Annotated in this window: 12 protein-coding genes and 1 pseudogene; 7 read left to right on the forward strand and 6 right to left on the reverse strand. The window is 69.2% G+C overall.

All coding sequences use genetic code 11. The annotated features are described in order from the left end of the window. Window positions 1-41: 41 nt before the first annotated feature. The 6 genes from ndk to proB all read left to right on the forward strand — a co-directional run bounded on the left by ndk (window position 42) and on the right by proB (window position 7,808). Entirely contained in the window at window positions 42-458 is a 417-nt protein-coding gene (gene ndk, locus ACFO5K_RS23240; RefSeq protein WP_378566885.1) for a nucleoside-diphosphate kinase, read from the forward strand. A 497-nt stretch (window positions 459-955) separates the two neighbouring features. Then, window positions 956-4,129 carry a translation initiation factor IF-2 N-terminal domain-containing protein gene (locus ACFO5K_RS23245; protein ID WP_378566888.1) on the forward strand — a complete coding sequence of 1,058 codons (3,174 nt, stop codon included), beginning with the start codon at window positions 956-958 and terminating at the stop codon, window positions 4,127-4,129. Window positions 4,130-4,392: 263 nt separating this feature from the next. Next, window positions 4,393-4,704: a 50S ribosomal protein L21 gene (rplU, locus tag ACFO5K_RS23250; RefSeq protein WP_378566891.1), complete on the forward strand. Its 312-nt coding sequence runs from the start codon at window positions 4,393-4,395 to the stop codon at window positions 4,702-4,704. Between the two features lie 25 nt (window positions 4,705-4,729). Beyond that, window positions 4,730-4,996, forward strand: a complete 267-nt coding sequence (gene rpmA / locus ACFO5K_RS23255) for a 50S ribosomal protein L27 (protein ID WP_378566894.1) — start codon at window positions 4,730-4,732, stop codon at window positions 4,994-4,996. Window positions 4,997-5,118: 122 nt separating this feature from the next. After that, entirely contained in the window at window positions 5,119-6,573 is a 1,455-nt protein-coding gene (gene obgE / locus ACFO5K_RS23260; RefSeq protein ID WP_378566897.1) for a GTPase ObgE, read from the forward strand. A 122-nt stretch (window positions 6,574-6,695) separates the two neighbouring features. After that, entirely contained in the window at window positions 6,696-7,808 is a 1,113-nt protein-coding gene (proB, locus tag ACFO5K_RS23265; protein WP_378566900.1) for a glutamate 5-kinase, read from the forward strand. A 598-nt stretch (window positions 7,809-8,406) separates the two neighbouring features. Here the strand turns inward: proB and ACFO5K_RS23270 are convergent. Further along, window positions 8,407-8,493: pseudogene (locus ACFO5K_RS23270) on the reverse strand (IS21-like element helper ATPase IstB); the annotation flags it as partial. Window positions 8,494-10,022: 1,529 nt separating this feature from the next. Between ACFO5K_RS23270 and ACFO5K_RS23275 the strand changes: the two are divergent. After that, the gene (locus tag ACFO5K_RS23275; RefSeq protein WP_378566903.1) at window positions 10,023-10,244 is read left to right on the forward strand and encodes a hypothetical protein; all 222 of its coding nucleotides are present in this window, start codon (window positions 10,023-10,025) and stop codon (window positions 10,242-10,244) included. A gap of 244 nt (window positions 10,245-10,488) precedes the next feature. On the opposite strand, the gene ACFO5K_RS23280 is transcribed toward ACFO5K_RS23275, so the two are convergent. The 5 genes from ACFO5K_RS23280 to ACFO5K_RS23300 form a co-directional block, all read right to left on the reverse strand. Continuing rightward, complete coding sequence (locus ACFO5K_RS23280) at window positions 10,489-10,860, reverse strand: hypothetical protein (protein WP_378566906.1); 372 nt, start codon at window positions 10,858-10,860, stop codon at window positions 10,489-10,491. 37 nt (window positions 10,861-10,897) lie between these two features. Beyond that, the gene (locus ACFO5K_RS23285; RefSeq protein WP_378566909.1) at window positions 10,898-11,629 is read right to left on the reverse strand and encodes an ESX secretion-associated protein EspG; all 732 of its coding nucleotides are present in this window, start codon (window positions 11,627-11,629) and stop codon (window positions 10,898-10,900) included. Between the two features lie 330 nt (window positions 11,630-11,959). After that, the gene (locus tag ACFO5K_RS23290; protein WP_378566912.1) at window positions 11,960-12,910 is read right to left on the reverse strand and encodes a D-isomer specific 2-hydroxyacid dehydrogenase family protein; all 951 of its coding nucleotides are present in this window, start codon (window positions 12,908-12,910) and stop codon (window positions 11,960-11,962) included. Between the two features lie 58 nt (window positions 12,911-12,968). Continuing rightward, window positions 12,969-13,982 (reverse strand): non-homologous end-joining DNA ligase, encoded by a 1,014-nt coding sequence (ligD, locus tag ACFO5K_RS23295; RefSeq protein WP_378566915.1) that lies wholly within the window; start codon window positions 13,980-13,982, stop codon window positions 12,969-12,971. A 9-nt stretch (window positions 13,983-13,991) separates the two neighbouring features. Continuing rightward, entirely contained in the window at window positions 13,992-14,381 is a 390-nt protein-coding gene (locus tag ACFO5K_RS23300; RefSeq protein ID WP_378566918.1) for a hypothetical protein, read from the reverse strand. Between the last annotated feature and the right edge of the window lie 446 nt (window positions 14,382-14,827).

Genomic DNA, 14,827 nt, shown 5'->3' on the forward strand with positions numbered 1-14,827 from the left:
GCGTTCGGCGCGCCGCGACACCCCGGCGCTAGGGTTACCCCGTGACTGAGCAGACGTTGGTACTCATCAAGCCGGACGGTGTCTCCCGTGGCCTCGTCGGCGAGGTTCTTTCGCGCGTCGAGCGCAAAGGCCTCACCCTCCAGGCGCTGGAGCTGAAGAACGTGTCCGCGGAACTCGCGGCCGAGCACTACGCCGAACACGCCGAGCGGCCCTTCTTCGGCTCGCTCATCGAATTCATCACCTCCGGGCCGGTCGTGGCGGCCGTGCTGGAAGGCCCGCGCGCGATCGCGGCGTTCCGTCAGCTCGCCGGTGGCACCGATCCCGTCGAGAAGGCCGTGCCCGGCACCATTCGCGGCGACTTCGGCCTCGAGACCCAGTTCAACCTCGTCCACGGATCCGACTCGCCCGAGTCCGCCAAGCGTGAGATCGCGCTCTGGTTCCCCGAATTCTCCCTCTGATCGGTGCTGTCCTCGCTCGTCGCGTCCGGTTCGGACGCGTCGAGCTCGAGCGGTTCCGGTTCGCCGAATTGCGCCGATGGCGATCTTCGCGCGAACCGTATGGGATACTGAAGACGGATGTGTTCGATTCCGATGTCACCGATACCCCTACAGGGCGGTTGGTGACAGCCTGACGCGCAGGTACGCGGCAGCGGTGACGGACATGACCGGATGACATCGCGATTGGATGCCGATCATCGCTGCCACGGACGACCCTGTTGCTGGGGTTGCCCACCGGCACGCTGGATGAGCGCTCGAAACGCGGCGTCACGCCGTACAGCCAGGCGCCGCGTGACCGGTTGGCCCGCCAGAAGCTCGATACAGGCGCGACCGGATACGCGGGGCGAGACCAGATGACCCTCGTACCATCGGGTGCGAGGTGCACGGACGATGCCCCCGCGCCGGCCGCGTCACTCCCGTACCGGGGAAGGACGCGCCCGGGGGCCCGAGGAGACTTCGTGGCCGAACAAGAGCCGCTGGACACAACACAACAGGATGCCGATCAATTGCCGGAGCGAATCAGAGTTCATGCCCTGGCCAAACGGTTGGGAGTGACCAGCAAACGCATCCTGGCCAAATTGGCCGAACTGGGCGCCGAGGCGCGCAGTGTGCAATCCAATGTCGATCGCGCGGTGGCCGAAACGGTGCGCGACGCGATCGCCGCCGCTGACGCCGAGGACGGCGAACCCCCAGCACCCGCTCCCGAACCCCGCACGCGGGCGCGAGCGAAGAAGACCGCCGAACCCACCCCTACCCCCGTCGCCGAGCAGCCGGCCGACACGAGCGCGGCGTCCACGTCGCTGTTCTCCGCGCCCGAGGTCGCGCGCACCAACGAGGTGTTCGCCGCGATGGCCGACGACGCACACACCGGTCTGTTCACCCACCGGGTGAGCGAACAGGCGGCCCCCGCTGAACCGGTGACCTACGAAGCCCCCGCGGTCGCCATGCCGCTGTTCCTCCCGCCGGACGCCTCCGCCGCCGAGGAAGCGCGTAAGCGGCGTCGCACCGAGCGCACCGCCAAGCGTGCCGAAGAGCCCGTCGAGGAGCCCGAACCAGCGCCCCAGGCGCTCGCTGAGGACACCGAGGACACCGAAGCCACCGACCAGACCGGTGACACCGACACCGACAACGACAACGATGCCGACAACGATGCCGACGGCCAGCCCCGTCGCCGTCGCCGTGGGCGTCGTGGCCGTGGCCGTGGCCGGGGCGAGCAGTCCGCCGACGGCGAGGACGGTGACCACGACACCGACAGCGATGACGAACCCGCCACCGCGACCGAGCCGGCCGCCGAACCGGCCGCGCCCGACACCGACACCGATGCCGACGAGGACGACGAATCCCAGCCCGAGGGCGCGAGCCGTCGCCGTCGCCGCCGTCGTCGCCGCAAGGTCGGCGGCGACACCCCCGATGCCGAGGCGGCATCGGAGGACGATCCGCCCAACACCGTCGTGCACGAGCGCGAACCGCGTAACAAGAGCCGTGGCCGCTCCGGCGCCAACAACAACCCCGACGAGGTGCAGGGCATCTCCGGGTCCACCCGGCTCGAGGCCAAGCGTCAGCGCCGTCGCGACGGTCGCGACGCCGGACGTCGGCGTCCGCCGATCCTGACCGAGTCGGAGTTCCTGGCGCGCCGGGAAGCCGTCGACCGGGTGATGGTCGTGCGGGAGAAGGCTTTCGACCCCGCCGAGCACGCCCCGGGCCACCAGACCACCACGCAGGTGGCGGTGCTCGAGGACAACATCCTCGTCGAGCACTTCGTGACCAGTTCGGGTCAGGCGTCGATGGTGGGCAACGTCTACCTCGGCAAGGTGCAGAACGTGCTGCCCAGCATGGAGGCGGCCTTCATCGACATCGGCCGCGGCCGCAACGGTGTGCTCTACGCCGGTGAGGTGAACTGGGAGGCCGCCGGCCTCGGCGGCAAGGAACGCAAGATCGAGCAGGCGCTCAAGCCCGGCGACCAGGTGCTGGTGCAGGTGTCCAAGGACCCCGTTGGTCACAAGGGCGCCCGCCTCACCACTCAGATCTCGCTGGCCGGTCGCTTCCTGGTGTATGTGCCGAGCGGCACGTCCACCGGGATCAGCCGCAAGCTGCCCGACACCGAGCGCAAGCGGCTCAAGGAGATCCTGCGCGAGATCGTGCCCGCCGACGCGGGCGTGATCATCCGGACCGCGTCCGAGGGTGTCAGCGAGCCCGAGCTGGCGCGTGACGTCGAACGGCTGCAGGCCACCTGGCGCACCATCGAGCAGGCCGCCGCCAAGGAGACCAACGCGCCCAAGGCCCTCTACGAAGAGCCGGACATGCTGGTGAAGGTGATCCGCGACCTGTTCAACGAGGACTTCGCCAAACTGGTCATCGAAGGCGAGCGAGCCTGGAGCACCGTCGAGACCTACGTGCGTACCGTCGCGCCCGACCTGCTGGAACGGGTCGACCGGCACGAGAACAACGGCGTGGACGTGTTCGACGCCTACCGCATCGACGAGCAGCTGGCCAAGGCGCTCGATCGCAAGGTGTGGCTGCCCTCGGGTGGCACCCTGGTGATCGACCGCACCGAGGCGATGACCGTGGTCGACGTCAACACCGGCAAGTTCACCGGCTCGGGTTCGTCGAATCTCGAGGAGACCGTCACCAAGAACAATCTGGAGGCGGCCGAGGAGATCGTGCGCCAGATGCGGTTGCGCGACATCGGCGGCATGATCGTCGTCGACTTCATCGACATGGTCCTCGAATCCAACCGCGATCTGGTGCTGCGCCGCCTGACCGAGGCGCTGGGCCGGGACCGCACCCGCCACCAGGTGTCGGAAGTCACCTCGCTGGGTCTGGTCCAGATGACTCGTAAGAAGCTGGGCACCGGCCTGGTCGAGGCGTTCTCCACCACCTGTGAGCACTGCCACGGTCGTGGCATCCTCGTGCACTCCTACCCGGTGGATTCCGGGTCCGGGGTCGAGGAGCCGCGGAGCAAGGAGAGTGGTTCGCGTCGTCGTCGGGGCAAGGACAAGGACCGGGACAAGCCGTCCGCGCCCGCACCGGCGGCCAGCGCGCCCGCACCGGCCGCCGAGCACGACGAGGAGGACATCGCGGTCAAGCGAGCCCACCCTGTGGTGCTCGCGATGACCGCCCAGCACGGCGAGGAAGGCGAGGCCGCCGAGCAGCCGAGCCAGGCCGAGACCGTCGAGGAAGCGGCGCCGGAGCCGGCCAAATCGCGTTCGCGGTCCCGGTCGCGCCGGTCCAGCCGCAACGCCGCCGCGCAGGCCGAGTCCGCCGCCGAGGCGCCCGCGCTCACCGGGGTGCTCCCCACCGAGCCGGCAGCCGAGGCTCCCGCCCCGGAACCAGCGGCCACCCGGGCACCGGAGCCCGACCCGGCACCCGCCGAGGCAGCACCGGAGGCCGAGCAGGCACCTGCCGCCGCGGAACCCGCCCAGCGGGCACCCCGTAGACGTCGTGTGGCGCGCTCGACCGCGGCGCCGGCACCCGACAGTGCGGGAGCGGTGTTCGTGCTCGCCGCGGACGAGCAGGCGCCCGCGGCGGCCGTCGTGGACTTCGACGCCGAACCCGTGGTGGTCCCGGAACGCAAGCCGCGCCGTCGCGCGGTGAGCCGTCCCGCGGGCACACCCACCTCGGAAACGAACTAGTTCCGGTGCTTGCGTGCGCGGGTCCGCCCGCGCACGCAAGCCCTCCGAATCGGCCCTTGACCGGCCGAATTGGGGGAGTGGTTACCATTCTGGTAACCTAGGTCGGTCGCTGCCCAGCGATTGGGCATCCGACCGAACGGTCGGGTGATGCCGCAGGCAGCCAAACGTTCTTCCCCCGCTCTTGCGGGGATGAGCCCAGAAATACACGCCGCAGCTGCGGCGTGGACATGTGCAGCACCAACGTGAGTGGAGGAAGCCGACCGATGGCAGCGTACGCAATCGTCAAGACCGGCGGAAAGCAGTACAAGGTCGCGGTCGGTGACCTGGTGAAGGTCGAGAAGATCGAGGGCACGCCCGGCACCGCCGTGGCCCTGACCCCGGTTCTCGTCGTCGACGGCGCCGATCTGACCACCGATGCCGACAAGCTGGCCAAGATCTCCGTGGCCGCCGAGGTTGTCGATCAGACGAAGGGTCCGAAGATTCGGATCCACAAGTTCAAGAACAAGACCGGCTACCACAAGCGCCAGGGTCACCGTCAGCCGCTGACGGTCATCAAGGTCACCGGCATCAAGTAAGAATTCCCGAGGAGACGCAAAAGCTATGGCACATAAGAAGGGCGCATCCAGCTCCCGGAACGGCCGCGATTCGAACGCACAGCGCCTCGGCGTGAAGCGCTTCGGCGGCCAGAAGGTCAGCGCGGGCGAGATCCTGGTCCGCCAGCGTGGAACCCACTTCCACCCGGGCGTGAACGTCGGCCGTGGCGGCGACGACACGCTGTTCGCCCTCGAGGCGGGCGCGGTCGAGTTCGGCACCAAGCGTGGCCGCAAGACCGTCAACATCGTTCTTCCGGAGCCGGTCCAGGCCTGACCGCCTGGAGCATTCGCTCCCCACGGACACCAGAGCGGGTCAGGGTTCAAACCCTGACCCGCTCTGTCGTGTTCGACCACCCCCTACCGCAAATGACCAGTCAGAAGGAGGAGGATCAACCCATGTCCAAATTCATCGACCGCGTCGTGCTGCATGTTCGTGCCGGTAGAGGTGGACACGGTTGCGCCTCGGTGCATCGTGAGAAGTTCAAGCCGCTCGGCGGGCCCGACGGCGGCAACGGCGGCAACGGCGGCGACGTGATCCTGGAAGTCGACGCCAACGTTCACACCCTGCTCGATTTCCATTTCCACCCGCACGCCAAGGCCGGTAACGGCAAGCCGGGCGAGGGCGGTAACCGCGACGGCAAGCAGGGCACCGACCTGGTACTGCAGGTGCCCGACGGCACCGTGGTGGTCGACCAGCACGGCGAGGTCGTCGTCGACCTGGTCGGCATCGGCAACCGGTTCGTCATCGCCCGCGGCGGCCGCGGCGGCCTGGGTAACGCCTCGCTGGCCTCCAAGGCCCGCAAGGCGCCCGGTTTCGCGTTGCTCGGTGAAGAAGGCCAGGAGACCGACCTGGTCCTGGAGCTGAAGTCGGTCGCCGACGTCGGCCTGGTCGGGTTCCCGTCGGCGGGCAAGTCCTCGCTGGTCTCGGTGCTCTCGGCCGCCAAGCCCAAGATCGCCGACTACCCGTTCACCACCCTGGTCCCGAACCTGGGTGTGGTGGCCAGTGGCGACACCACCTTCACCGTGGCCGACGTGCCCGGCCTGATCCCCGGTGCCAGCGACGGCCGCGGCCTCGGCCTGGACTTCCTGCGCCATCTGGAACGCTGCGCAGTGCTCGCCCACGTCGTCGACTGCGCGACTCTGGAACCGGGCCGCGACCCGGTCTCCGACGTCGACGCGCTCGAAGCCGAACTGGCCGCCTACCGCCCCGCGCTCTCCAGCGACGCGAGCCTGGGTGAGCTGGCCGACCGCCCCCGCGTGGTGATCCTCAACAAGACCGACGTGCCCGACGGCAAGGAACTGGCCGAGATGGTGACCCCGGAGTTCACCGCGCGCGGCTGGCCCGTGTTCGAGATCTCCGCGGTGAGCCGCGCCGGGCTGCGCCCGCTCACCTTCGCGCTGGCCGACATGGTCCGCCAATACCGCGAAGACCACCCCAAGGCCGCCCCCAAGCGTCCGGTGATCCGTCCGATCGCCACCGACGAGAGCGGCTTCAGCGTGATCGCCGATCCGCACGAGCCCGGCGGCTTCATCGTGCGCGGTACCCGGCCCGAACGCTGGGTGCGTCAGACCCAGTTCGACAACGACGAGGCCGTGGGCTATCTGGCCGACCGCCTGGCCCGCCTGGGTGTCGAGGCCGAACTGGTCAAACAGGGCGCCCAGCCCGGTGCCCCGGTGACCATCGGAGACGTCACCTTCGAGTGGGAACCGCAGGTCGCCGCCGGCGTCGATGTCGTGCCCACCGGGCGTGGCACCGACCAGCGACTGGAACAGAACGAGCGGATCGGTGCGGCCGAGCGCAAGCACGCCTCGCGCGCGCGCCGCGGCCTGCTCGACGACAACGACGAGTAGAAGATCGGCCGTGCGGTTGCTGCCCGACGGGTGAAAACCGGTATCGGGCACGGCCGTTCGGTCGGCATACTGCGCTGGGTCGCGCTGTGCGAGGCGGCGCTGTGATCGCAGGGAGTTCGGCAATGGTGGATACGGGAACGAGTCAGGCACGCGAAGCGATCGTGTCGGCGCGCAGCGTCGTGGTGAAGATCGGGTCCTCGGCGCTCACCAGCCTCGAAGGCGGCCTCGACACCGACCGGCTCGACCGGCTCGCCGATGCCGTCGAAGCCCGGATGCGTGCCGGTTCGGACGTGGTCGTGGTGTCCTCGGGCGCGATCGGGGCAGGCATCGCGCCGCTCGGACTCTCGCGCAGGCCCAAGGACCTGGCCACCAAACAGGCCGCGGCCAGCGTCGGCCAGTTGTCGCTGGCACACGCCTGGGGCACCTCGTTCACCCGCTACGGCCGCACGGTCGGCCAGATCCTGCTCTCCGCCGACGACTTCGCCCGCCGCGAACACCACCGCAACGCCCAGCGCACTCTCGACCGGTTGCGCGCCCTCGGCGCGATCGCCGTGGTCAACGAGAACGACACCGTCGCCACCGAGGAAATCCGTTTCGGCGACAACGACCGCCTCGCCGTCCTGGTCGCCCACCTCGTCGGGGCCGACGCGCTGATCCTGCTCTCCGACGTGGCCGGCCTCTACGACGGCGACCCCCGCAAAGGCGCCGCCAACTTCATTCCCGAGGTGCGCAGCAGCGCCGACCTCGACGGTGTCATCGCGGGCAGCGGTGGGGCGCTCGGTACCGGCGGCATGGCCTCGAAACTGTCGGCTGCCCGGCTGTCCGCCGAGGCAGGTATCCCCGTGCTGCTGGCCTCGGCCGCCGACGCCGCCACCGCCCTCACCGCCGGCACCGTTGGCACCGCCTTCGCCGCGCGCCCCGTGCGCCTGTCGGGCCGCAAGTTCTGGGTCCGCCACGCCGCCGACCCCCGCGGCGCCGTCCTACTCGACGAGGGTGCCGTCACCGCCGTCGCCGAACGGCACTCACTGCTCGCCGCGGGCATCACCGGCCTGCGCGGCCGCTTCTTCGGCGGCGACGTCATCGACCTGGTCGGCCCCGATGATCAGGTGGTGGGCCGCGGCGTCGTCGAATACGACAGCACCGAACTGGCCACGATGCTCGGCCGCTCCACCGGCGACCTCCCCGACACCATGCAACGCCCGGTCATCCACGCCGACGACCTGGTCAAGGTCTGATCCGAACCTACTGGCGTCGGTCGTACCTCCGGTCCACTCTTCACCGTCACGATCACCGCGGCTTCTCCCGCGTGACCTCGATATTCGCCAACAAGCGTGACGTCACTGCCGCGTGCCCGACGTAGTCCGGAATGAGACGAGCCGCCCACGCAAGGTCGATGGGGTGCGGCGAGCGGATCGACGTGAGTCGGCTCCGGAAATCTGAAGCCGGCCCCAGCCCCAAAGTAGCCCGCCCCGCACTGCGGGACGCATTTGTCCACGCCTCCACCGCGATCGAACTCCCCTCACCGACGCGATCGCCGAACGCCTCGGAGGCACGGACCCGCATACCTCCCACGTGCTCGCGGCCGGCGTGGCCGCCGCGGTTCGTGTCGCCCTCGAACGGTGGTTGCAGACCGTCACTCCTCCGGCGACCAGCGGACTCGTCGTGCCGTCCGGCGCGTTGCCGGACCTACTGCGCACCTCTCTCGCTCTACTCGCACTCGCACTCGATGCCGCCGAGAAACGACCGGACCGTCGAAATCAGTGAGCTCCGCGCCCGCCAACGTGTTCGAGAATTGCGGCGACCGCCGCGAGATCTACGCCTGAGCTGGGATCTATCAGTGAAAATCTTCGTCCAGCCGAAGAACGACTCGTTGGAGGCGATGGCCACGGAGTTCTTCTCCTCGCGTTCGGTGAGGAACTGGGCCGGACCGTCGGAAGCCGCAGCATCGGGTAGGCCTGGTCGACTTTGCTCCGATGGCAGGACGCCGAAGCGCGTGCTGGTGTTCCGGACGTTCGCCGCGTCGCACTGGTGTCATTGCTCGAGCACGGTGGCTGTGCCGGTCGCACGGGTCCAGGTGGCCACCGTGCGGGTCACTCATGACCAGGAAGCGGTACTCGACGCGGCCGACCGGATCGCGGTGATGAACAAGCGATTCGGTGCTCGACTGCCTGATTGGTGCGGTCCCTGTTTTCGGCGCAGATTGCCCAGCCGACCTCGGGCTCGGTGACCACAACGCGCTGGCCGCGCTGATCGCGGTGCCGCTGGGGCTCACCATCGCGGCCTCGGTAGGCCTGATGCTCGCCCGGCGATGTGGTGAGGTCGGTCAGCGCTGCGGTGGGATGACTCCCGGTTGGTCCGGAGCAGCCGGTGGGGCTTGTGGCATGGGCTCGGTCGGCTGGGTTTCCGCCCCGGGAACCGGGCCGGTGACGCCGGGCTGTCCACCGGGGTCGGACGTGTCGGGTCCGCTGGGCGGCGGTGGAGGCGGGACTTGTTGCGGTGCAGGGGGGTCCGCTGGTGGGGCTTGCTGTGGTGCAGGGGGATTCTCGGGCGCTGTTGCCGGCGGTTCGACCGGGGATTGTGGTGGCGGTTCAGGCACTGGTGGTTGGGGTGCTGGTGGTTGAGGTGCCGATTCGGGTGGCGGCGGTTGCGGCGCAGGTTCGGCAGCTGGTGGTTCGGGCGCCGGCGGATGCGGCGCAGACTGTTCCGGCGCTGGGGCCGGAGCCGACGGCTCGTCGCTGGGTGAGGACTGCGCCGGCGGGTCCGAATCCGGCTGCGTCGGTGGATGTTCCGTGCCCGGAGATGGAGGGTTCTCTCCTCCCGGCGTGGCGGAACCGCCGGGCGCTGGGTCTTCGGGCGGTACCGGATGCTCTTCGGGCGGCGCGGGGCTATCGGTGGGTGCCGGTGGCTCGCTTGTAGGGGTGCGGTCCTCTACGGGTGGGCCCGGCTCGTCCTGCGGGGCAGGGTTGTCCGAGGGGTGCTGGGGCTCGTCCGGCGGGGCAGGGTTGTTCGAGGGGGCCGGGGACTCGTCCGGCGCTTCAGGCCTCTCCGAGGGCGTGGGGGATTCGTCCGGCGGGGCCTGGTTCTCCGAGGGCGTAGGACGGTCATCTGCAGGCGCTGGCGGCTCTGTGCCCGGGACCGGGGGCTGGCCGGGGGCTGCCGGGTGCTCGTCGGAAGGTGTTTGCGGGTCCGAGGGCTTCGGACCCTGCCCAGGTCGCTCCGGCGTGACGGGCGAACCAGAGCCGGGATTCTCCGGGTCAGCACCATCAGTGCTCGAATCGCCCTGTGGTACTTCGGGTTCGCCGGGTTGTGGGCTCGGCGCCGGTGTCGTCGGCGAACCGGTTCCGGGTGCATCGTCGTGCCCCGTAGGTGAATCCCACCCCACTTGTCCCGGTGCGGTGGGCAGCGCGGGTACGCCCGTCCCAGCCAGCGAATACGCCGGTTTGTAGATCATGTTCATCGCCAGCACCGCCTCTTGGCGCAATGCCTCGGCCGCCATCTGCGCGTCGATCACCTGTGCTGCCTGGAGCAGCCGGGCGATGGAGCCGATCGGCCCGGAGTCGCCGGGGGCCACCACCGACAACTTCACCGCCTCCGCGGCCGCTGCCACCGCACCCAGGCGCGCACCGACATCGGCCAGTACCGCGGCCAATTCGTCGATGGACTCCGCGTAACTGCGGGTGCTGAGTACGGCGGCGTCGGCGGCGGCTCCCTCCCAACCGGTTTCGTTGATCAGCCGATCGGCGTTGGCCTTGGTCAGCGGCATCGCGGTGGTGAGGGTGGCGGCGGTCTCGAGCCAGGTCACCGAGGCGCCGAGGATCGCGCCCGCGTCGATCTGCTGGGTGCGCGTGTAGATCTGTTCGTGCGGCATGGATTCGAAATGTTCCATCGCACTGATGTAGGTGGGGTCGGTACTCATCAGGGCACCCGCGTATCGATGGCGCGCAGGGCCGCCGACGCTGCGGCGTCGGCTTCCTCGTAGAGGCCGGCGCTGAGCAGGAACGCTTCCTTCATCCGGTAGGCCGCGGCGATGTAGTGATCGAGCAGATCGGCGGCATCACGCGCCTTGTGCGCGAAGCCGGCCTGTAACTGCTGTGCGGAGACGAAACCACCGAAACCGCCTGCCTCGGCGGCATTCTCGAGCTCGTGACGAAGTTCGGCGAGCCGATCGGCCTGCTGGTCGTAGAGATCGGCGCAGCGGCGCGCGGCATCGGGATCGAACTTCAGTGTGCCCGCTGTGGCGGCGCTGCGGAACCGGGAGATCTCGGCTCTGCTGCTCTCGATCGTCATCGCGTCTCCCCTCCAGGTCTGCGTTCGGAGATCCAGGCTAGCCGGACCTTCTGGTGTGCGAACTGTGCGCGGGCGCCACCCGGCGCTGCAGTTGCGTGGCGAGCTGACCGGTCGACGCGGGCACCACGTGCACCGTTTCCCCCGCACGCAGCAGATACCGTCCGTCGCCGGCGACATCGATCCAGCTGTAGTGCACCGGCGGTGCCGCGGTCGGACGATCCAGCCCGGTTTCGATCCGGATATGCCCTTCGGCGGTGTGCTGGCGGCGCAATAATCGCTGGATACGTGGCACGGCCGGGTGGGTGGCGATCACCGTCTCCTCATCGCGCACCGCTTCGGTGGCGGCCTCACGGGCCGGTTCACGTCCGGGCGGTGCGTCGGGTAGGCAGGCCGCGACCCGGGCGCCGATGCCCGCGCTGTGTCCGATCGAAACACGCACGTGACCACCGTAATCGGGCCGGTTGCCGGGCTCCTGCACCACCAGGACCGCATGGTCGAAGACTGCACACGCCAGTAACCGGATCTCGCTGCCGGGGGTGTGACCGCCGCCGACGAGCACGATCCGGGCATGGGGTTCGGCGATGATCCGCAGACAGGCGGCCAGGTCGGGATCGCCGCCGGGTAGCCGCTCGTCGAGGGTGGCGCGCAGTCGGGCGGCCTCGTCCTCGGTGCGCGGCGATTCGAGCACCCGCAGCGGGAACGGCATGCGGTCCTGACCGGATCCCCGCCAGACGTGCGCGAATTCGTCAGCGGTGAAGGTCCATCCCATTGCCGATCCCATCCTTACCGAACCAGGACGAGCACAGCCTAACCGCAGTACCGGATTCCGGCGCGGCGTTCAACCGCCATACATCCGAACGGAATCATCTCTCGGATCCACCCCGTTGGGCCCGAAACTCGATGCCGGAGGATCGATCGTGGTCTCTTCGGTATAGGGCTGCGGCTCCGGCGGCAGACGTCGCCAGCGGGCGCGCGGATCGGCTTGTTCTTGATCAGACATGATGTTTCCCCTTCCCGACCCCAAGACTACTCGCCGCGCACGCGTTGGGCAGCAGCAATTTTCAGCGGGCCGCCGGGCTCGGACACCGGGGTGGATCCCTCAGTAGCCCCGGTCCGGGTCGATCAGCGCGTGCAACGGTTCGCCCGCCAGGAACCGGACGACATTGGCTCCGAGATGATCGGCGAAAGCCGCCAACCGCAGCTGCGGCGGATTCGAATCGTGCGGAGTGACGATCGCGTTCGGCAGCGTCCACAGCGGATGCCCGTCGGGCAGCGGTTCCGGGTCGGTGACATCGAGCCCGGCGCCGCCGATCACCCCGGCGGACAGCGCGTGCACCAGCGCGCCGGTATCGACCAGGCTGCCACGGGCCACATTGATCACCCACGACGACGGCTTGAGCCGGGCCAGTTCGTCAGCGCCGACGAGGTGGCGGGTCCGGTCCGTCGCCGGCGCGGCCACCACCACATGGTCGGTGTGCGACCACACCCGGGCGAGCTGGTCGGCCGGCACGGTCTCCACGTCGGCCGGAATGCCCTGGCCCGTCACCCGGCGCCCCGACCTGTTCACCGCGATCACGTGCGCACCAAGCGGCGCCAGCATCGGAATCAGCGCCCGCCCGATCCCGCCCGCGCCCACAATGGTCACAGTCTTGCCGCGCAACGACCCGACATGCGGAAAGAACTCGCGCTGCTGCCACGAAGTCGCCCGCAACTGCTCGGGCAGATACCGCACCCCCGCCAGCAACAACATCAGGGCATGCTCGGCGACACTGTGCGAGAACGCGCCGGCCGCGGAGGTGAACACCACCCCGGGATGGGCGGCGAAGACGCCGGCGGCGAAGAAATCCTCCACGCCGGCCGCGGGCAATTGCACCCAGCGCACCGCAGGCGGCAACGTCGCCGGAAACGCCGTCGGCGCGCCGGTCCAGACCAGTGCGTCAGCGTCATCGAGCGCCCCGACCCGAGCACCAGCCCCGACGATCGCCTTCTCGAGTAGGCGCGGCGCCTGCCGGTCGGGGCCGATCGCGATCGTGGTCACGGATTCCTGCACGAACACCTCCTGAATTCGTCGCCTACCTGCGGCGCGGGGCCGCACCGAACGCATGGTCCTACGGTTGGTCCAAGTCGGCCGGCTCATCGACCCCGTGCCGGTCGGCCAGCTCCAGCAGCGGCGCCAGATCGAACACGGCATCGTCCATGTCGGCCTGCACATCGCCGAGCTCGGCATACCGGGCGGGCACGGTCTCGATGGTGAAGTCGCGCGGATGAATGTCGTCGACCTCCGGCCAGCGCACCGGAGTCGACACCGTTGCCGCGGACACCCCACGCACCGAGTAGGCGGCGGCAATGGTGTGGTCACGCGCGTTCTGGTTGTAGTCGACGAACAACTGCGCCGGGTCACGGTCACGACGCCACCAGGCTGTCGTCACATCCGCGGGCGCCCGCCGCTCGACCTCCTGCGCGAAAGCCAGCGCCGCGCGGCGCACCTGCTGGAATCCGTACTCCGGCGCGATCCGCACATACACGTGCAACCCGGACCCACCCGAAGTCTTCGGCCAACCCGTCGCACCCAGCTCGTCGAGGACCTCGTGCACCACCCCGGCCACCCGCTGCACCCGCGACCACGGACAATCCGGCATCGGATCCAGATCGATGCGCCACTCGTCGGGCGACTCGGTGTCGGCGGCCCGCGAATTCCACGGATGGAATTCGACCGTGGACATCTGCACCGCCCAGATCACCTCCGCGAGCCCGTGCACACACAGCTCATCGGCATGACGGCCGTACCGCGGGAAGAACACGCGCACCGTCGGAATCCAGTCCGGCGCACCCGCAGGCAACCGCTTCTGGTGCACCTTGTCCCCGCTCAACCCCTTCGGAAACCGATGCAGCATGCACGGCCGGTCACGCAAGGCGTTCACGATCCCGTCCCCGACACTCAGGTAATACCGCGCCAAATCCAGCTTGGTCGCACCGAGCTCGGGAAAATACACCCGGTCGGGATTGCTGACCCGCACCGTGTGCTCACCCACCGACAATTCGATCGCAGGCGCCGCAGACTTGGCCACACGCGCAACGATAGACGAGCAGGCCCGCCCGCCGTGGCGGAGCGGACCCGACATGGGCGGAAACTACAGCTCGTACACGCCGAACGCGCGATTCTGGATGCACATCGGCATCACGTGCACCCGCTCGGTCCACTCGAACTTCGCGGCCGCCTCCACGGTCTCCCGCTCGGCGATACACACCGTCGCCGTGCCCGGCATGGTCAACGGGTTGAGCACCGCCAACGGAATCCCCGCATGAATATTGCTGTAGAGGCCACCACTGAAGCACAACGGGGTGATGGCGATACCGCGCCGGGCACTCTCCTGCTCGGCCGCGGCATGCGCGCCCGGCACACCCGAACAATCGAGGGGGTTCTCGTTCGACGCCTGCGCGGGGACGGTCGACAGAGTGAATCCGGCCGCACAGCCCGCGGCAACGGCCATCAGGGTTCGAGCAAATGAGGTCCTGGTCATAGCCGCATTGAAACACTGGTCCGCGGCCACACCCACAACCGTTCCGGCGTGTCTCTGTTATTGGAGCGCTGGCGCGCTCGAGTTCGCGGCCCCCACGGGCCGCCGGTCAGCGCTCGAGACTGGCGCTTCGCGCTGCGCTTCGAGCGCTGACCGGCGGCCCGGCCGCGAACCGCCGCTTCGCGGCGGACCCTCCTCGAGGTCGGGTCGTGCGGGGCTGGTTTTCCGTGCTGGCGCCTCGGGTTTTGTGGGTCCAGGGTGGTGGGTCTGTGTTTGGGGCTTGCGTTGCGTGGGTGCGTTTTGAGCGCTGGCTGGCAGCTCGGCCGCGAAGCGCTGCTTCGCGGCGGACCCTCTTCGGGGGCGGGTTGTGCGGGGTTGGTTTTCCGTGCTGGTGCCTGGGGTTTGTGGGTCCAGGGTGGTGGGTCTGTGTTCGGGGCTTGCGTTGCGTG

Source organism: Nocardia halotolerans, from assembly GCF_042650145.1.
Taxonomy (GTDB): Bacteria; Actinomycetota; Actinomycetes; order Mycobacteriales; family Mycobacteriaceae; genus Nocardia; species Nocardia halotolerans.

Coding starts and splice junctions, on each gene's coding strand:
- rplU (WP_378566891.1), top strand. CDS start 4,393: ATGGCAGCGTACGCAATCGTCAAGACCGGCGGAAAGCAGTACAAGGTC.
- rpmA (WP_378566894.1), top strand. CDS start 4,730: ATGGCACATAAGAAGGGCGCATCCAGCTCCCGGAACGGCCGCGATTCG.
- obgE (WP_378566897.1), top strand. CDS start 5,119: ATGTCCAAATTCATCGACCGCGTCGTGCTGCATGTTCGTGCCGGTAGA.
- proB (WP_378566900.1), top strand. CDS start 6,696: ATGGTGGATACGGGAACGAGTCAGGCACGCGAAGCGATCGTGTCGGCG.
- ACFO5K_RS23275 (WP_378566903.1), top strand. CDS start 10,023: ATGTTCATCGCCAGCACCGCCTCTTGGCGCAATGCCTCGGCCGCCATC.
- ACFO5K_RS23280 (WP_378566906.1), bottom strand. CDS start 10,860: ATGACGATCGAGAGCAGCAGAGCCGAGATCTCCCGGTTCCGCAGCGCC.
- ACFO5K_RS23285 (WP_378566909.1), bottom strand. CDS start 11,629: ATGGGATGGACCTTCACCGCTGACGAATTCGCGCACGTCTGGCGGGGA.
- ligD (WP_378566915.1), bottom strand. CDS start 13,982: ATGTCGGGTCCGCTCCGCCACGGCGGGCGGGCCTGCTCGTCTATCGTT.
- ACFO5K_RS23300 (WP_378566918.1), bottom strand. CDS start 14,381: ATGACCAGGACCTCATTTGCTCGAACCCTGATGGCCGTTGCCGCGGGC.